The organism is Pseudoalteromonas lipolytica, from assembly GCF_001306915.1.
Lineage (GTDB): Bacteria > Pseudomonadota > Gammaproteobacteria > Enterobacterales > Alteromonadaceae > Pseudoalteromonas > Pseudoalteromonas simplex.
Map to the genome: position 1 here is coordinate 278,510 of NZ_LJTC01000008.1, position 14,344 is coordinate 292,853.

General features: G+C 39.2%; 10 protein-coding genes. 4 read left to right on the forward strand and 6 right to left on the reverse strand.

What is annotated here, in order from left to right; all coding sequences use genetic code 11:
- Window positions 1-52: 52 nt before the first annotated feature.
- Together AOG27_RS13585 and AOG27_RS13590 are read right to left on the reverse strand one after the other, a co-directional pair.
- The gene (locus AOG27_RS13585; protein ID WP_054553550.1) at window positions 53-1,114 is read right to left on the reverse strand and encodes a fatty acid desaturase family protein; all 1,062 of its coding nucleotides are present in this window, start codon (window positions 1,112-1,114) and stop codon (window positions 53-55) included.
- Window positions 1,111-2,154 carry a flavin reductase family protein gene (locus AOG27_RS13590; RefSeq protein WP_082389272.1) on the reverse strand — a complete coding sequence of 348 codons (1,044 nt, stop codon included), beginning with the start codon at window positions 2,152-2,154 and terminating at the stop codon, window positions 1,111-1,113. Before AOG27_RS13590 ends, AOG27_RS13585 begins: the two co-directional genes overlap by 4 nt.
- Window positions 2,155-2,477: 323 nt before the next feature.
- On the opposite strand from AOG27_RS13590, the gene AOG27_RS13595 reads away from it, so the two are divergent.
- The 4 genes from AOG27_RS13595 to AOG27_RS13610 all read left to right on the forward strand — a co-directional run bounded on the left by AOG27_RS13595 (window position 2,478) and on the right by AOG27_RS13610 (window position 11,701).
- A complete protein-coding gene (locus tag AOG27_RS13595; protein ID WP_082389273.1) occupies window positions 2,478-4,592 on the forward strand; it encodes an EAL domain-containing protein in 2,115 nt (704 codons plus the stop codon).
- Between the two features lie 87 nt (window positions 4,593-4,679).
- Window positions 4,680-5,948, forward strand: coding sequence for an ABC transporter substrate-binding protein (locus AOG27_RS13600; protein WP_054553551.1), 1,269 nt, complete (start codon window positions 4,680-4,682; stop codon window positions 5,946-5,948).
- Window positions 5,949-5,957: 9 nt separating this feature from the next.
- Window positions 5,958-8,216, forward strand: coding sequence for an ATP-binding protein (locus tag AOG27_RS13605; RefSeq protein WP_054553552.1), 2,259 nt, complete (start codon window positions 5,958-5,960; stop codon window positions 8,214-8,216).
- Window positions 8,217-8,236: 20 nt separating this feature from the next.
- Window positions 8,237-11,701 carry an ATP-binding protein gene (locus tag AOG27_RS13610; protein ID WP_054553553.1) on the forward strand — a complete coding sequence of 1,155 codons (3,465 nt, stop codon included), beginning with the start codon at window positions 8,237-8,239 and terminating at the stop codon, window positions 11,699-11,701.
- A 296-nt stretch (window positions 11,702-11,997) separates the two neighbouring features.
- On the opposite strand, the gene AOG27_RS13615 is transcribed toward AOG27_RS13610, so the two are convergent.
- From AOG27_RS13615 to AOG27_RS13630, 4 genes are read right to left on the reverse strand one after another with little or no spacing between them, the layout of a single operon-like run.
- Complete coding sequence (locus tag AOG27_RS13615; protein WP_082389274.1) at window positions 11,998-12,414, reverse strand: YbaN family protein; 417 nt, start codon at window positions 12,412-12,414, stop codon at window positions 11,998-12,000.
- Between the two features lie 13 nt (window positions 12,415-12,427).
- Window positions 12,428-13,033, reverse strand: coding sequence for a biliverdin-producing heme oxygenase (locus AOG27_RS13620; protein WP_054553554.1), 606 nt, complete (start codon window positions 13,031-13,033; stop codon window positions 12,428-12,430).
- A 23-nt stretch (window positions 13,034-13,056) separates the two neighbouring features.
- Window positions 13,057-13,911, reverse strand: coding sequence for an energy transducer TonB (locus AOG27_RS13625; protein ID WP_054553555.1), 855 nt, complete (start codon window positions 13,909-13,911; stop codon window positions 13,057-13,059).
- Window positions 13,911-14,342: a biopolymer transporter ExbD gene (locus tag AOG27_RS13630; protein WP_054553556.1), complete on the reverse strand. Its 432-nt coding sequence runs from the start codon at window positions 14,340-14,342 to the stop codon at window positions 13,911-13,913. The genes AOG27_RS13625 and AOG27_RS13630 overlap by 1 nt, the downstream gene beginning before the upstream one ends.
- Window positions 14,343-14,344: the final 2 nt, after the last annotated feature.

Genomic DNA, 14,344 nt, shown 5'->3' on the forward strand with positions numbered 1-14,344 from the left:
AGGGAAGTATACCTAAAGCTATACGCTAGCAGAATTTGCTAGCGTATTTCAATTAAGGAAAAGAGTAGCGCACAATTCGTTTTACGACAGAAAAGTACTGGCGAAAGAAGCCGCCGGTATTGTAGTGGATGCCGTGCTCTTTAAAGATAGCTTGCACCTTAGGGGCAATTTCGCGGTAGCGTTTTGCGGGTAAATCTGGGAATAAGTGATGTTCTATTTGATAGCTCAAGTGCCCAGTCATTACATGAAACAGGTTACCCCCTTTGATATTTGATGAGCCTAACGCTTGGCGGTAATACCACTGGCCTTGTGATTCATTTTCGCAGTCTTGTTGGTTAAATGTTTCTACTTCACCGGTAAAGTGCCCACAAAAGATAATGGTTGAGGTCCATAGGTTACGTAATAAATTAGCGGCAAGGTTGCCTGTTAAAACCCACAAAAATAAAGGCCCAGCAAGCATCGGAAAGAGCAGGTAGTCTTTCACTAGCTGGCGTGCACCCTTACTAAAAAAGCGCTTTTTCAGTTCGCTGTGCGATACTTTGTAATCACGGTCATCTTTTTTCTTGCCAAAAAATACGCGCTCGGCTGCCATTTCATGGTACGACACACCCCATTGGAACAGCACACTGAGTAATAGGTAAGTGACAAATTGCCACAGGTTTTTTATCCGCCAACGAAAGTCATTCGATAAGCGCAGTAATCCATAACCGAAGTCGCGATCTTTACCAATAATATTGGTATAGGTGTGGTGCTCGTAGTTGTGAACGCGGTTCCAGCTAGCCCCATCGCACGCTATATCCCACTCGTAAGACCTTGAATTTATGTATTTATCATTCATCCAATCGTATTGGCCATGCATCACATTGTGGCCAATTTCCATGTTATCGAGGATTTTTGCAGTGGCTAAACTAAGCACACCCACGAGCCATAAAACAGGCTGAATAAAGCCTAGCATTAATAGAATTCGGCCACTCCATTCAAACACTCGCTGGCAAACAATAACGCGGCGAATGTATTTCGCGTCTTGCTCACCGAGTTTTGATTTTACATCTGCTTTAACGCTATCGAGTTGAGCTGCTAATTTTTCATAATTGACTGTTTTTGTTGTGTTCATGCTGATAACTCCACGTCACTGACTGGTTGCGATATACAAAGTTGAATTAACTGCTCTGAGCTATCAGAGAGCTCACCGGTACGAATATCACGCACGATGCCTTGCTTTTTGACGCATTGGCATTGATGGCAAATTCCCATACCACAGCCAACTGTCACAGGTTGCTTATTCGCTTGTAAGTGGGTCAGTAAGGTTTGTTGGTTATCAATCGTGAATGTTTTGCCCTGATGAGTGAGTGTTAATTCGTGCTTATCAGAGGTTACTACAGCAGCAGGGACTGCACTGAAATGCTCACTGTCGATTGGCGTATTTAATTGCTTGGCTAAAGCGGCTGCTTGCTTATACAAAGCAGCTGGGCCGCACACTAACCAGTGTTTATGCGCGTTTGTTGTCAGCCATGTCGTCGCATCGCCGTCTTTGCTGCGCTCAAGTAAGTGATAATCAAAATTTCTCAGTGATTGCTTTAGTTGCTCAAGTTCATCTTTAAGCCAGTGGCTGTTTGGCTTTGCATAATAAAGCAGGGTTATAGTTTGTTTGCTATCAGCAGGTATTGATTTAAGCATGGCTATAAATGGTGTAATGCCTGAGCCACCGGCAAGCATGATTAAAGAGCGCGCGGTATTTGGCATAACAAACTGGCCTTTAGGCTCAGAAATATTAAGCCATTGCCCTGTTCTCAAGTTTGTAAGCTTAGACGTAAATGCGCCGATTTCTTGGCTGCGGATCAATAAACGAATTTGTCGCTGCTGCCTTGCTAATTGTGGTTCGCTTGCGATGGTAAACACGCGCGTAAGCAATCGTCCATTTGTTTGAATTGTTAACGCAATGTGCTGGCCTGCTTGATGAACTGGCCATGCTTTTTCTGGCTCAATAATCAGCTCAATGCTTTGTTCAGCAAACACCTGTACATGTTTTACTTGTGCACGGAAGTAGCCTTCGCGCCAGCCTGGTTTAAAGCACTGAACCACCGGCTCCCAATACCCATTCCATGACTGATGATGCAATAAATGTTTTGATAATGAATTTAATAACGCTCTCATTTTTCGCCTTTAGCTTACAGGTGTACGCCCACTTAGCGCACAAGTGTAAGCTGAAATGTGATAATTGCAAGTCTAATTTGAGTAATTATTCTAAAAAGCAGTTGACCAAGGTTTTTAAAAGCGGCATCGAAGCAAGACTATTTAGAGTAAGGCCAAGCAAAGCGCTCTTTTAGCTAGTTAAAAGGAATTGGCTTTGGCTTAGAAAGTTAAAGCAGTTAATGAAAATGGATTTAATTTTAATTTTTCTAATGAAAAAGTGTTGCCGCTTTTTTGATTTTCGAACTATGTTTAATCAGGTACAAATACGTAGTAGAGGGAAAAAGATGGTCAATAATTGCACTATTCTTATCATTGATGATGAAGAGATTAACACTTTACAACTTGAACACGCACTAGAAGATGTTGGTAACATAATCACCTTAAACGACAGTACCCAAGCACTGGAGTTAATCCATAAAGCAAAACCTGATGTTTTGTTACTTGATTTAGAAATGCCAAAAATTAGTGGCTTTGATATTTTACAAGAACTTCAATTCAACCCAGTGTTTGAACAGCTACGAATTATTGTTATTACTTCACATGGTGATCCACAAATTGAAGAATCAGCATTGTCTTTAGGCGCAATCGATTTTATTTCTAAACCTCTGAACTTAAAGTTATGTCGATTGCGAATAGAAAATCACGTTAAAGTTAAAGCGCAAGAGAATATTTTACAAAATACCCAAGCTGCTTTATTTGCTGAAAAAGAGCATTTGCGTATCACAATTGATTCGATAGCAGACGGCGTTATTTCAACGGATCAACATGCCCAAATTACTTATATGAACCCTGTAGCGCAAAGGCTTACGGGCTGGTCTCAAACTGCTGCAAAGGGTCGTCATATTGAAGAGGTGATGAAATTAGCTGACTCCACAACAAAAACACCTTCAATAAATCCACTTACTGTTGCTCTAAAGGAAAACCGCCCTGTGGCGATGGCAATAAACACGCAACTAACGAGTAAACAAGGGGTTGAACACCGAGTTGAAGATAGCGCAGCACCAATTTTAAATGAAAAAAAACAACAATGCGGTGCTGTTATGGTTTTTCAAGATGTTAGTGAAACGCTCGCTATGTCGGTTCAAATGACGTACTTGTCACATCATGATCAACTAACCTCACTACCAAACCGCGTATTACTGCATGATAGATTAACTCAAGGTATTGCCAGAGCCTCTTTTAATGACACTAAGCTAAGTTTATTGCTGCTCGATTTGGACAAATTTAAGTTTATAAATGATGCGTTAGGCCATCATATTGGAGACGAAATTATTGCTCATATTGGCCACTCTTTAGATTGCTTTGCTTGTAACGATATTACAGTTGCACGTGTCGGGGGGGATGAATTTGCGCTTGTTGTCCCTCATGAGTCACATTCTTTGAGTCTAGAGCCTTTGATAAATCAAGTGCTTAATGTAATTAGTAAGCCATTTCGCTCTGGTGGCGAACAACATATTCTTTCTGCAAGCTTAGGCATAAGTGTTTACCCTGATGATGCTAATTGTGTTGAAGAAATGCTTCGCCATGCAGACTCCGCTATGTATAAGGCAAAGAACGAAGCGGCAAATAGTTATTGCTATTTCAGCACAGACTTACAGGTTGAAATGAATAAACGCCTTGATGTAGGTAATAAGTTAAGAAAAGCCCTCGAAAATAACGCCCTTGATGTGCACTATCAACCTAAATACGATTTACGTAGTGGCGAAATGGTTGGCGTAGAAAGTTTAGTTCGTTTAAGTGATGATGAGGGCGGATTTATATCACCACTGAATTTTATTGAGTATGCTGAAGAAACGGGCTTAATTTTTAGGTTAGGCGAGCAAGTTTTAGAAAAAAGCTGTATTAGTGCAAAACGCTGGTTAGATGCAGGTGTGCCGACAAAAGTGGCCGTAAATATTTCCGCTAAACAGTTTACCGACTCAAAACTTGTAGACACAGTCGCGATGATTTTAGAGAAAACTCAGCTACCGAGTAAATATTTAGAGTTAGAAGTGACAGAGTCAGCGCTAATTGAAAACTATGAGTATGCGGTCAACCAACTTAAATTAATTGCCAAAATGAAAGTGAGTATTGCCCTTGATGATTTTGGTACAGGGTATTCTAGCTTGTCGTATCTAAGGCTGTTTCCTTTAAATGTATTGAAAATAGATCAGTCCTTTGTACGTGATATGCTAACTGATTCGCAAGCGCTTGATATTGTTTCAACGATTATTGAACTTGCGCACTCTCTTCATCTTCAAATTGTTGCTGAAGGAATAGAAACGGCTGAGCAAAAAAACAAACTAGATGAGCTGGGCTGTGCCACAGGGCAAGGCTACTTGCTTGGTAAGCCAATGAATTATGAAAGCCTAACGCAATTGCTTTTACCTTCGTTGCACAATAACGACCAGTATGTTTGAGCTTAAGTTTATCTTTTGTATGTCTTTTGAATCAATTTTTGAAATTTATTCTACACTTTAAAAACTATAAATTCGTTGGAACTTCAAATGACTAACTCAGTTGATCGTCGGCGTTTTCTTAAAGGTTTAGGAGCTGGCGCGGCCGTCTCTACTCTTGCATTTAAAGCACCTTATGTTTTTGCTAAAAATAAAGTCACATTAAGGGTGCTTGGCACACATGTTACATTGCAAGAAGAACTCAGAAGCAGGGCAATGCGTGAATTAGGCATTAACCTAGAGTTTACGCCAATGGGAAGCGCCGCCGTTTTACAAAAAGCAGCAGCAAATCCAAGTTCATTTGATTTGTACGAACAATGGTCAGACTCAATTAATATTTTATGGCAAGCGGGGGCAATTCAACCTATCGATATAGATAGGCTTGTTTATTGGGATGAAATAAACCCATTAACAAAAACCGGAAAAATAGTCCCTGAAGCTAAGCTTGGCGCGGGCGACTCTCCTAATAAACTGCTTTATGTTCAAGACGACGGTACGCTATCGCAAACTCCGAGCAAAGCAATTAGCTTTATGCCTTATGTTCATAATGTTGACTCATTCGGATACAACACCCAAGTGATAGAGCAAGGGATCCCTTACCAAACTGAATCATGGGCTTGGTTACTTGATGAAAAACACAAAGGAAAAGTTGCGCTAGTAAACGCCCCTACAATAGGTATCTTTGATGCGGCCCTTGCTGCGCAGGGTCAGGGACTAATGACTTTTAATGACATGGGCGATATGAGTATTGCCGAAATTGATCAACTTTTTGCTATTTTATTAGAAAAAAAACGACAAGGGCATTTTTCTGGCTTTTGGACATCGGTTCCACAATCGGTGGACTTTATGAAAACAAAACGAGTAAACATCCAAAGTATGTTCTCGCCAGGGGTGAGTGCGTGTCGTGGAGCAGGCATTCCCGTGGTTTATGCATCTCCAAAAGAGGGCTACCGAGCTTGGCATGGTGTTATGTGCTTATCAGCCAATACACAAGGGCATGTAAAAGATGCAGCATACGATTATATGAATTGGTGGTTATCTGGTTATCCAGGAGCTTTTATCGCAAGGCAAGGGTACTACATTTCAAACCCAGAGCGAAGCCAGCCCTTAATGTCAAAGCCGGAGTGGAGTTATTGGTATGAGGGTAAAGAAGCCGTTGTAGATTTACGCGGTACCGATGAAAAGGTATCTGTAAAAGCGGGTCAAAAGCGTGATGGTGGTAGCTATATTCAGCGATTTTCAAATATCGCAGTATGGAATACTGTGATGCCTAATTACGATTACAGCTTAGATAAATGGTTTGAATTGTTAAATTCATAAGGGCTTAGATTGCTTAACATCTTTTCTAAATCAATTGCTGCAAAGATGTCGCTGGCGCTGCTGCTATTATTATTAGCATTGAGTGCTAGTTTTTTTGTAATGGATAAGCGATTAAAAACCATAGAAACGGCATTTATAGAGATTAGCCGTATCAGTAATTATGCGGTGAGTATCTTAAGAATAAATAAAGACATTGTAGAGATGCAGCGTGATATTTCTGTGTACGGCAACTCAGGGAGTAAGTCTGTTTTTAATAAAATAGAAGATAACTTTCAAAGTATAAAAAAACGTTTAGGTAATATAAATTTTAATCAAAATGAAGCAAACAGTCAGGTTTACTTAGATTCGATGTCTGAGCTTTTGAGTCGATACGATGAGAACCTAGCAGTACTTACAAAACGCTATGAGGCCAGGGCACATTTAACCTATCAGGTGTTACCAAGTATCTACACTAATGCGATAGCAGAACTTGAAACTTTGAAATCAAATAGCATCAATACAGAAGATAAATTAAGTATCGCAGAGCTCACTAATCTATGGCATTCAATGCATCACGATGCGTATCAATTTTTATCGAAGAAAGACTATTCAAAAAGGGCTAAAGTGAATACTACACTGCGCTTGCTTAATCAAAAACTACAAGTGCTTCAAGGTCCTGCGATAACACTCGATAAAATGTCCCAGTTTACTGCTAATTATCAGCAGCAATTCTCTAAAAGTATTCAAGCTAACCGTCATTACTTAAGTTTAGTCAATGTGGTTATGGCAGGTGATGCTATCGAATTTAGTACCTTATCAAACCAGCTAAGAGAGCTTTCTTTATCGAGATTAAAACAAATTAAATCGGAGGCTGAAAAAACAGTTTCAAATTCTGAGCGTATTTTAAAGCTCCTTGCGATCGGTGTTGTTATTTATATTGTGGCTTTTGCAATTGCGTTTCATTTGCAAATTTCGCATGCAATTAAGCGCCTTACCGTTAGTTTTAAATACTTTTTGAGTGGTGACCTTTCGGCCAAAATTTATGATTTAAATCGCAAAGATGAAATTGGTGTTTTAGCGAATGCAGCAGAACGATTCAGGGTTTTAAGTAAAGACCTTGCAGATGCAAAGCAATCAGCTGAGCGTACAGCGAAAGTAAAATCTGAATTCTTAGCAAATATGAGTCATGAGATCAGAACTCCTATGAATGGTGTTTTAGGTATGGCTCGGCAGCTAAGTCGCACACCATTATCGGCAGAGCAAGCAAAGATGCTCAATATCATTAAATCATCAGGTGCAAGTTTACTGGTTATTATTAACGATATTTTAGATTTGAGTAAAATTGAGGCTGCTAAAGTAGAGCTTGAGTCAGGTCCAATTGAATTAAGCTCCTTGTTGAACGAGTTAACGCATTTATTTTCGCAACAAGCTGAAAATAAAGGTATTGAGTTATTTATTACGACAACGCCAGAGCTCACCGACTTTATATTTTTAGGTGATGAAACTCGGCTCAAACAAGTACTCATTAATTTATTAGGCAATGCAATTAAGTTCACTCATCGTGGTAGCGTGTTACTCAACGTCATTATTGAAGAAGTAGTGAATGATGAGTTTAAAGTAACTTTTAGTGTATCTGACACGGGTATTGGTATTGCCAATGAACAGCTAGATTCTTTGTTTGACGCTTTCTCTCAAGCAGATGCTTCTATTACTCGTCGCTTCGGTGGCACTGGGCTTGGCCTGACTATCTCAAGCAAGTTGTTACATTTGATGAGTTCGTCATTAAAAGTAGAAAGTGAACCTGATAAAGGCTCTATGTTTTATTTTGAGCTTAATGTTACCCGAACATTCATAACCCCTGCTATTAGTGAAAACCTTCTTGAAGAGAGTAGTGAAAAGTCCGTTGATTTTTCCCATGTAACTGCACTGGTGGTTGAAGACAATGATATTAACCAAGTGGTAATCGAGTCTATGTTGGCTGAGTTTAATATAAAGTCGATCAGTTTAGCTGATGATGGGGAACAGGCCATAGCACAGTGTGAAATAGGGGCGTTTGATATTATTTTTATGGATATGCAAATGCCGGTATTGGGTGGCCCTGAGGCAACATTGAAAATTAGAAAACTACCTGCCTATAAGCACACACCCATAGTGGCATTAACCGCAAATGTGCTTGCAGCAGACAAACAGCGATGCTTTGAAGCGGGTATGAACGACTTTATTGGCAAGCCAATTAAGTTCGAAAACTTAAAACGTGTTTTGGTTAAGTGGTGCTCTCAGCATCATTAATAAACTAACAAGGAAGCAATGTGAACAGTCTCAATATAGATAATAAAAGCACAATGTCATCTAAAACGTTTTTGTTATTTGTTTCATTAATTTTTAGCGTTTTTGCTGCCATCGCTGTCTACTTTTTCGAGGGGCATGTTAAACGGGATGCGTTAAACTCAATTGATCAGGAGTTTACAGAAACAAACCAGCGTTTAAAGAAAATACTCACATCTTCAATATTGCAGTCGAAATCTGATTTACGATTTTTATATTCAACGCCCCCTATAGCTGGCCTACCTCGGGCTCATTATAGTGATGGAATTGACCCCTACGATGGTACAACCTATCAGCAATGGAAGGAGCGGCTTGAAACCATTTTTATAGGCTTTATGGAGAACAACCTTGCGGTTGAACAGCTGCGCATAATAGCTGTGAGCGCAGAAGGAAAAGAGTTAATTCGTGTGCAACGTGTTGGCGCTTCAGTAGAAGCTGTACCTGACTATTCTTTACAAGCGAAAAGTGCAGAACCTTATTTTTTGCCAAGTTCATTATTAGAAGTGAACCAAATATACATGTCGCCTATGTCGCTAAACAAAGAGTTTGGCGAGGTAGTGTTTCCTTACAAACCCATGTTGCGTTTTTCTATACCCATATACAGTGATAAAGGAAAGCGTTTTGCTTTTTTAATCATGAATGTAAATGCCACCCCATTAATACAGAAGCTAAAAGAAACTATTTTTGATTATTCTCAGTTAGTGATCAGCAGTTCAGAGGGAGATTTTATTTATCACCCTTATGAAGGGTATCAATTCACGAGAGACTTAGATCCGTCTATTACATGGCAGTCAGTGTACGATCAGCCTGTTCAGCACCAAGGGCTATATTTAGTCACTGCAACTTCACCAACAACTCAGCAGTTTTATGTTCACTCAGAAAAAGTACAAACAAGACCAGGTAAAAGCTATGGCTTTATCAATTTTAATCTTTTAGTGGCTAAGCAATACGTTGATAAAGTAATAAATGAAAAGCGGGTCATGACCTATAGCTTATTAATTTTGATAATTCTTTTTACGGGGGTATTACTGTTAACGTTTTACCGAAACGCAAACCGGAGCCAGTTACTAGCAGAGGCTAGAAGAGAAGCGTCTGCTATCGTTGAAGGGTCGATAGATGCCATTGTTGGTTTAAATCTAGAAGGTAAATTGACAAGTTTAAATAAAACAGCTGAAAACCTATTAATGTTGGCAAGTTCGATGTCGATAGGAAAAGCGAGTAAAGATATTGATTTTTTGGCCCGATTACCTATTCCTGATTACATTGCGGATATTCAAAACTCAAAAACACAAATCAAAGATGAATGCAGTATTTCTGAAAACGGTGTGGTGAATTATTTCGCTATTTCGGTCAGCCCTGTTTTTTCGGATCAGCGCGTTTTAATCGGGGTTGCATTGATTATTAGAGATATTAGCAAAGAACAAGAAGCTGCGAATAAAGTTAAACGTTTAAATTCGGAGCTTGAGGCAAAAGTAAGGCAAAGAACTCAAGCACTTGCTGAAGCTAAAGATGAAGCAATAAAGCACAGCGATATCAAAAGCGCATTTATATCTAATATCAGTCATGAACTACGCACGCCATTAAATGGAGTGATTGGCACGTTGAATATTTTAAAACGTCAAACATTGCCCGATAATGCCCGTAAGCTTGTAGATATGATGGAATTAAGTGCTTCAAATTTAAGGCTATTAATAAATGATATTTTAGATTTATCTAAAATTGAGTCGGGTAAACTCGATTTAAATATTCAAAAAATCAAACCTCAATTACTGATCGAAAGTTTAGTCGAGTCATGCTCTGTGAGGGCTTTTGATAAAGGTCTTGATGTTTATTTAGATACGAGCGGGCTGGCTTGTTACGAAGTTAAGACTGATCCACTTAGGCTTACTCAGATCATTAATAATTTGATTAGTAATGCGATTAAGTTTACAGAGCAAGGCTTTATCAAAGTAACGGCATCATCTGAGCAGGTTTCTAATACAGAGCATACCTTAAAAATTACCGTTCAAGATACGGGGATAGGAATAGAGTTAAATACTCAACGTCATTTATTTGATGCATTTCAACAAGCTAATAGTTCTATAGCCGACAACTATGGCGGAACAGGGCTTGGTTTATCAATATGCAAACAGCTGTGTAATATAATGAATGGTGATATTGCAGTTAATTCTGCAATTAATGAAGGGAGCGCATTTAGCTTTTACATTAAAGTTGGGAGTAGCCAAGCCCCTAAACCAGATGTTTCAGACTATTATAATCATAAACGTATTTTATTGATCAGTAACAACTCGCAATGCCATGATGTGATGCAAAAGTTACTAAAAGTATATGGGGCTGATGTTAAAGTTAGCGACATAAACACACTTGCTGATGAACATACAAGCAATGTTGATTATGTTTTTATTGATTATGAAAGTATTCAAGCGATAAACCCTCAATCACTGGTAAATAGCCTCGCGAATACATTAGAACAAGGCCGTATAATTTTACTGCATCTACCAACTAACCCCCTTCCAAAGGCGCTCGATACAAAAGTTACATCCCTTAATAAACCAATTACACAAACTAATTTATTGAGAGTTGCAGGTTTTGAAGTATCAGAAAATGAGCCACTTTATTTGCTGAGTGAAAACAGAACGACAGAAAATGACATAACAGCAGATGTTTTAACCCAACTTAAAGGCTGCCGAATATTAATTGTGGATGACAATGATATAAATATTGAAGTTGCACTTGGCGCCTTAGATGGATTGCCTATAGAGGTTATTACTGCTCAAAATGGTCAAGAAGCACTGGAAATTTTATTAAATTCTAAAGCGAGTAACGAAGTTATTCATTGTATTTTAATGGACTGCCAAATGCCGGTTCTCAATGGTTATGAAGTGTGTGAAAAAATCCGAGCCGCAGAGGCTGGTCAATACTATGCACAAATTCCCATCATAGCAATGACGGCAAGTGCTATGGCTGGTGAGAAGGAAAAGTGTATTGCAGTTGGTATGAGTGATTATGTTAGTAAACCTATCCAAGCTCACGAAGTTCAGTCAAAAGTTGTTAAGTGGTCTTTATCGAATTACGAGGGAGATTCGCTTAGTACTGAACAAAGTAATTTAGAGCCTCTTTGGGATCGTGAGCAAGCATTGGTTAGACTTTTAAATAAAGAAGCCTTATTAATCAAAATATGCGAGATGTTCATTACTAAAGCGCCGCTAAGGCTTAAAGAATTGCAAAGCCAAATTAATGCTAAAGATAGTGAGCAAGTTCGTCAGGTTGCACATGCCTTAAAGGGGATGTGCGGAGAAATAAGTGCCAGTCACTTGAGAAGTTTATTCGCTGACGTTGAAAAAAAAGCGAGCCAAGGCAATTTAAACCTTGAGAAAACTATTACAGAAATAGAGCAAATACTTACCCAGCTTATTACTGATATCACTCAATGGTTAGAAGAAAATTAGTTTATGTTTCATTCAAAGAGCAATTTAAAAATAAACACAATTTTACGATATCGAATTATACCAATTCGCTTAATAAAGTGGTCTATTTTGAGGCAATAAAACCTCGTTGATAACAAGGCAAAAATTTCGTTATTCAGTTGTGCTCGGCAATTGCCTCTTGATTGCTCTACCTTCTGCATCCATGCGCTCGTAAAGCAGAAATTTTTAACGCAGATAGTGGGTTTAATCCCTGAAAATGATTAAGTATTATTGCAGATTAGTATTAGCTGTAACTTTAAACAGCTAACGTGAGTTTCTTACTCAGCTGCAACCGGCCTTGATAAGACATACCAAGCTGACAATAGCATGAACAAAGCGACTGCTGTTGTAAGCGGCCATGATGGTGACGCACCAAGATAAAATAATATGAAGCCTACTGCCATCCCCACACAGGCAATACATTTAACTTTACGCGAAATCGCGCCATATTGTTGCCAGTTTCTTAATGTTGGTCCGTAATGGCGATGATTTAAAAGCCAGGCTTCGAACCGCGATGAAGAGCGCCCAAAGCAATAAACAGCAACAATTAAAAAAACAGTCGTAGGCATCACGGGTAGGATCGCACCTATAATTCCAAGACTTGTAAAAATTAAACCTGTGAGAAAGAATAGTACTTTCAGTACTTTGGAACCTTCAGTCATTCCGTGTGCGTTTTTTATTTTGTTGCTGCTCATTTTTATTTTTGGCTTATGCAAATGTTTTATCGACTAGCTCACGAACAAACGAAAATGCTTGTTGAGCAGCAATAAGCGCATTTTTCCGTTGTAAATCATCAAGCTCTATTTTATTGATTGAATTAGAAAACTGTTGCCATGCAGCACCGCGGCCTTGCTCGGCTGGTGCTAAATGTCTAGCGCCAAATGTCTCTGATAAATCAATACGTTTGGCGGCTTTTAATAAATATTCTGCACCGAGGTTTGAGCCTTCAACTACATACAACCACGCTAAGCCTTGTTCAAATGAGAATGTGCGCTTATCAGCGTATTGCTTAAGAATTTCATCGGCCTGCTGCTTAAATGATAAATCGCATAAATCATCGTACACAGCATCTAAGCGCTGCATACCTGCAAGCCCTGCAATGCAATCTTGAAACCTTTTATCATGATATAAAGGGGCGACCGTAATATGAAATGCTAGCTGTACTTGTAAAAACAATGCATAGCGTTCAATGCTTGAAAAAGGCCTTTTAGTCATAATCGCTTTATCTAAACCATCATGAATAGAAGTTGTTTCTGCTTTAAACTGGGCTGTTAAAGTGTTCTCTTTAATTGTTTCCATATCCAATGAAGACATGATTAACTCCGTGTAGCTAATATTTAATTTATAAAAAATTCAACAGGTAAGGTGAGCGTTAATGTAGTACCTGTTATTTCGTCTGGGGGTAAAGGTAATGGTTCTGCGCGTTTGACCAGAGCAAGTACCTCTTCATCAAGGGATGACACACCGCTTGCTCTAAATAAAGAGACTGCAATTACTTGGCCTTCTCGATCCATTGTAAATTTGACCCAAGGCACGCCCTGCTGACGTTTCAGTTTTGCCATTCGAGGATAGCGTTTACGTCTTTCAAGGTGAGCTGATAATTGCATTTGCCAGCGCTGCTTAGCCTCAGCTTGTTGCTTGCTAAATACATTACTTACTGGGCCTGTACGCTGTTCTGCTGGTGCTACATCAATTGATTTTGGTGCAGTTGTCTGCGCAACAGCGCTGTCGTTCCGGGAATTTTGTTTTGTCTGTTCAACTTTCTCTTTAACAGGCTTAGCGTCATCAACAGCTGTTTCTTGAACTTTTTCAACTTTAGCTACTTTGGGTTTTTTAGTTACTTTAGGCTTTGTAATTTTAATTTCAGACTGCTTGGCGATAAGCTCTGGTTGCTCGACTTTTGGTTGTTCTTTTGGTTTGGGTTTAGGCTTACTCTCAGCTGAGGAGTGACTTGCCATCTGTTGTTCAGGCCCCTCAGGTAGTGCATTTTTGGGTACTTTAGGTGCGGCTACCATACTAATGACGACGGCATCAGGCATTGCTGCATTTGCAGTTTGTGTTATTGCAACTGCTGGGCTCATAATAAAGTAAGCTGCAACCAATAGATGAACAACTAATACTGTTGAAACACAGAGTAACTGTAATTTACGATAGCCTGTTCTAAGCGTTGGCTGGCCAGCTATCATGCTCATTACTGCTGACTCGCTTGTGTTTTTTCTAGCCCAACTAACGCAATGTTCTTATAGCCTGCTTTAGAAAGAATATTCAGCAAATCAACAAAGTCCCCGTAATCCACACTGCGATCTGCGCGGATCAAAATTGCGTGCTCATGAGTGATTTTTTGCTGCAATAACGCTTCAACTAGTTCGGTTTTCGCGACAGACTGCTTTTCACCAATAACCAAAGACAAATCTTTTTGTAATGTAAGGTAAGTTGGTTTTTGTTCAGAGGCTTTCGTTTCAGAATCAATACTGGGTAGTTCAACAGGCACGCTAACTGTTGCTAATGGTGCAGCAACCATAAAAATAATCAGTAAAACCAACATAACATCAATAAACGGCGTGACATTAATGTCATGTTGTTCAACTAGTTCTTCATCATCTTGTTGTAAGTTAAAAGACACGG

Coding starts and splice junctions, on each gene's coding strand:
- AOG27_RS13615 (WP_082389274.1), bottom strand. CDS start 12,414: ATGAGCAGCAACAAAATAAAAAACGCACACGGAATGACTGAAGGTTCC.
- AOG27_RS13600 (WP_054553551.1), top strand. CDS start 4,680: ATGACTAACTCAGTTGATCGTCGGCGTTTTCTTAAAGGTTTAGGAGCT.
- AOG27_RS13590 (WP_082389272.1), bottom strand. CDS start 2,154: ATGAGAGCGTTATTAAATTCATTATCAAAACATTTATTGCATCATCAG.
- AOG27_RS13585 (WP_054553550.1), bottom strand. CDS start 1,114: ATGAACACAACAAAAACAGTCAATTATGAAAAATTAGCAGCTCAACTC.
- AOG27_RS13625 (WP_054553555.1), bottom strand. CDS start 13,911: ATGAGCATGATAGCTGGCCAGCCAACGCTTAGAACAGGCTATCGTAAA.
- AOG27_RS13620 (WP_054553554.1), bottom strand. CDS start 13,033: ATGTCTTCATTGGATATGGAAACAATTAAAGAGAACACTTTAACAGCC.
- AOG27_RS13595 (WP_082389273.1), top strand. CDS start 2,478: ATGGTCAATAATTGCACTATTCTTATCATTGATGATGAAGAGATTAAC.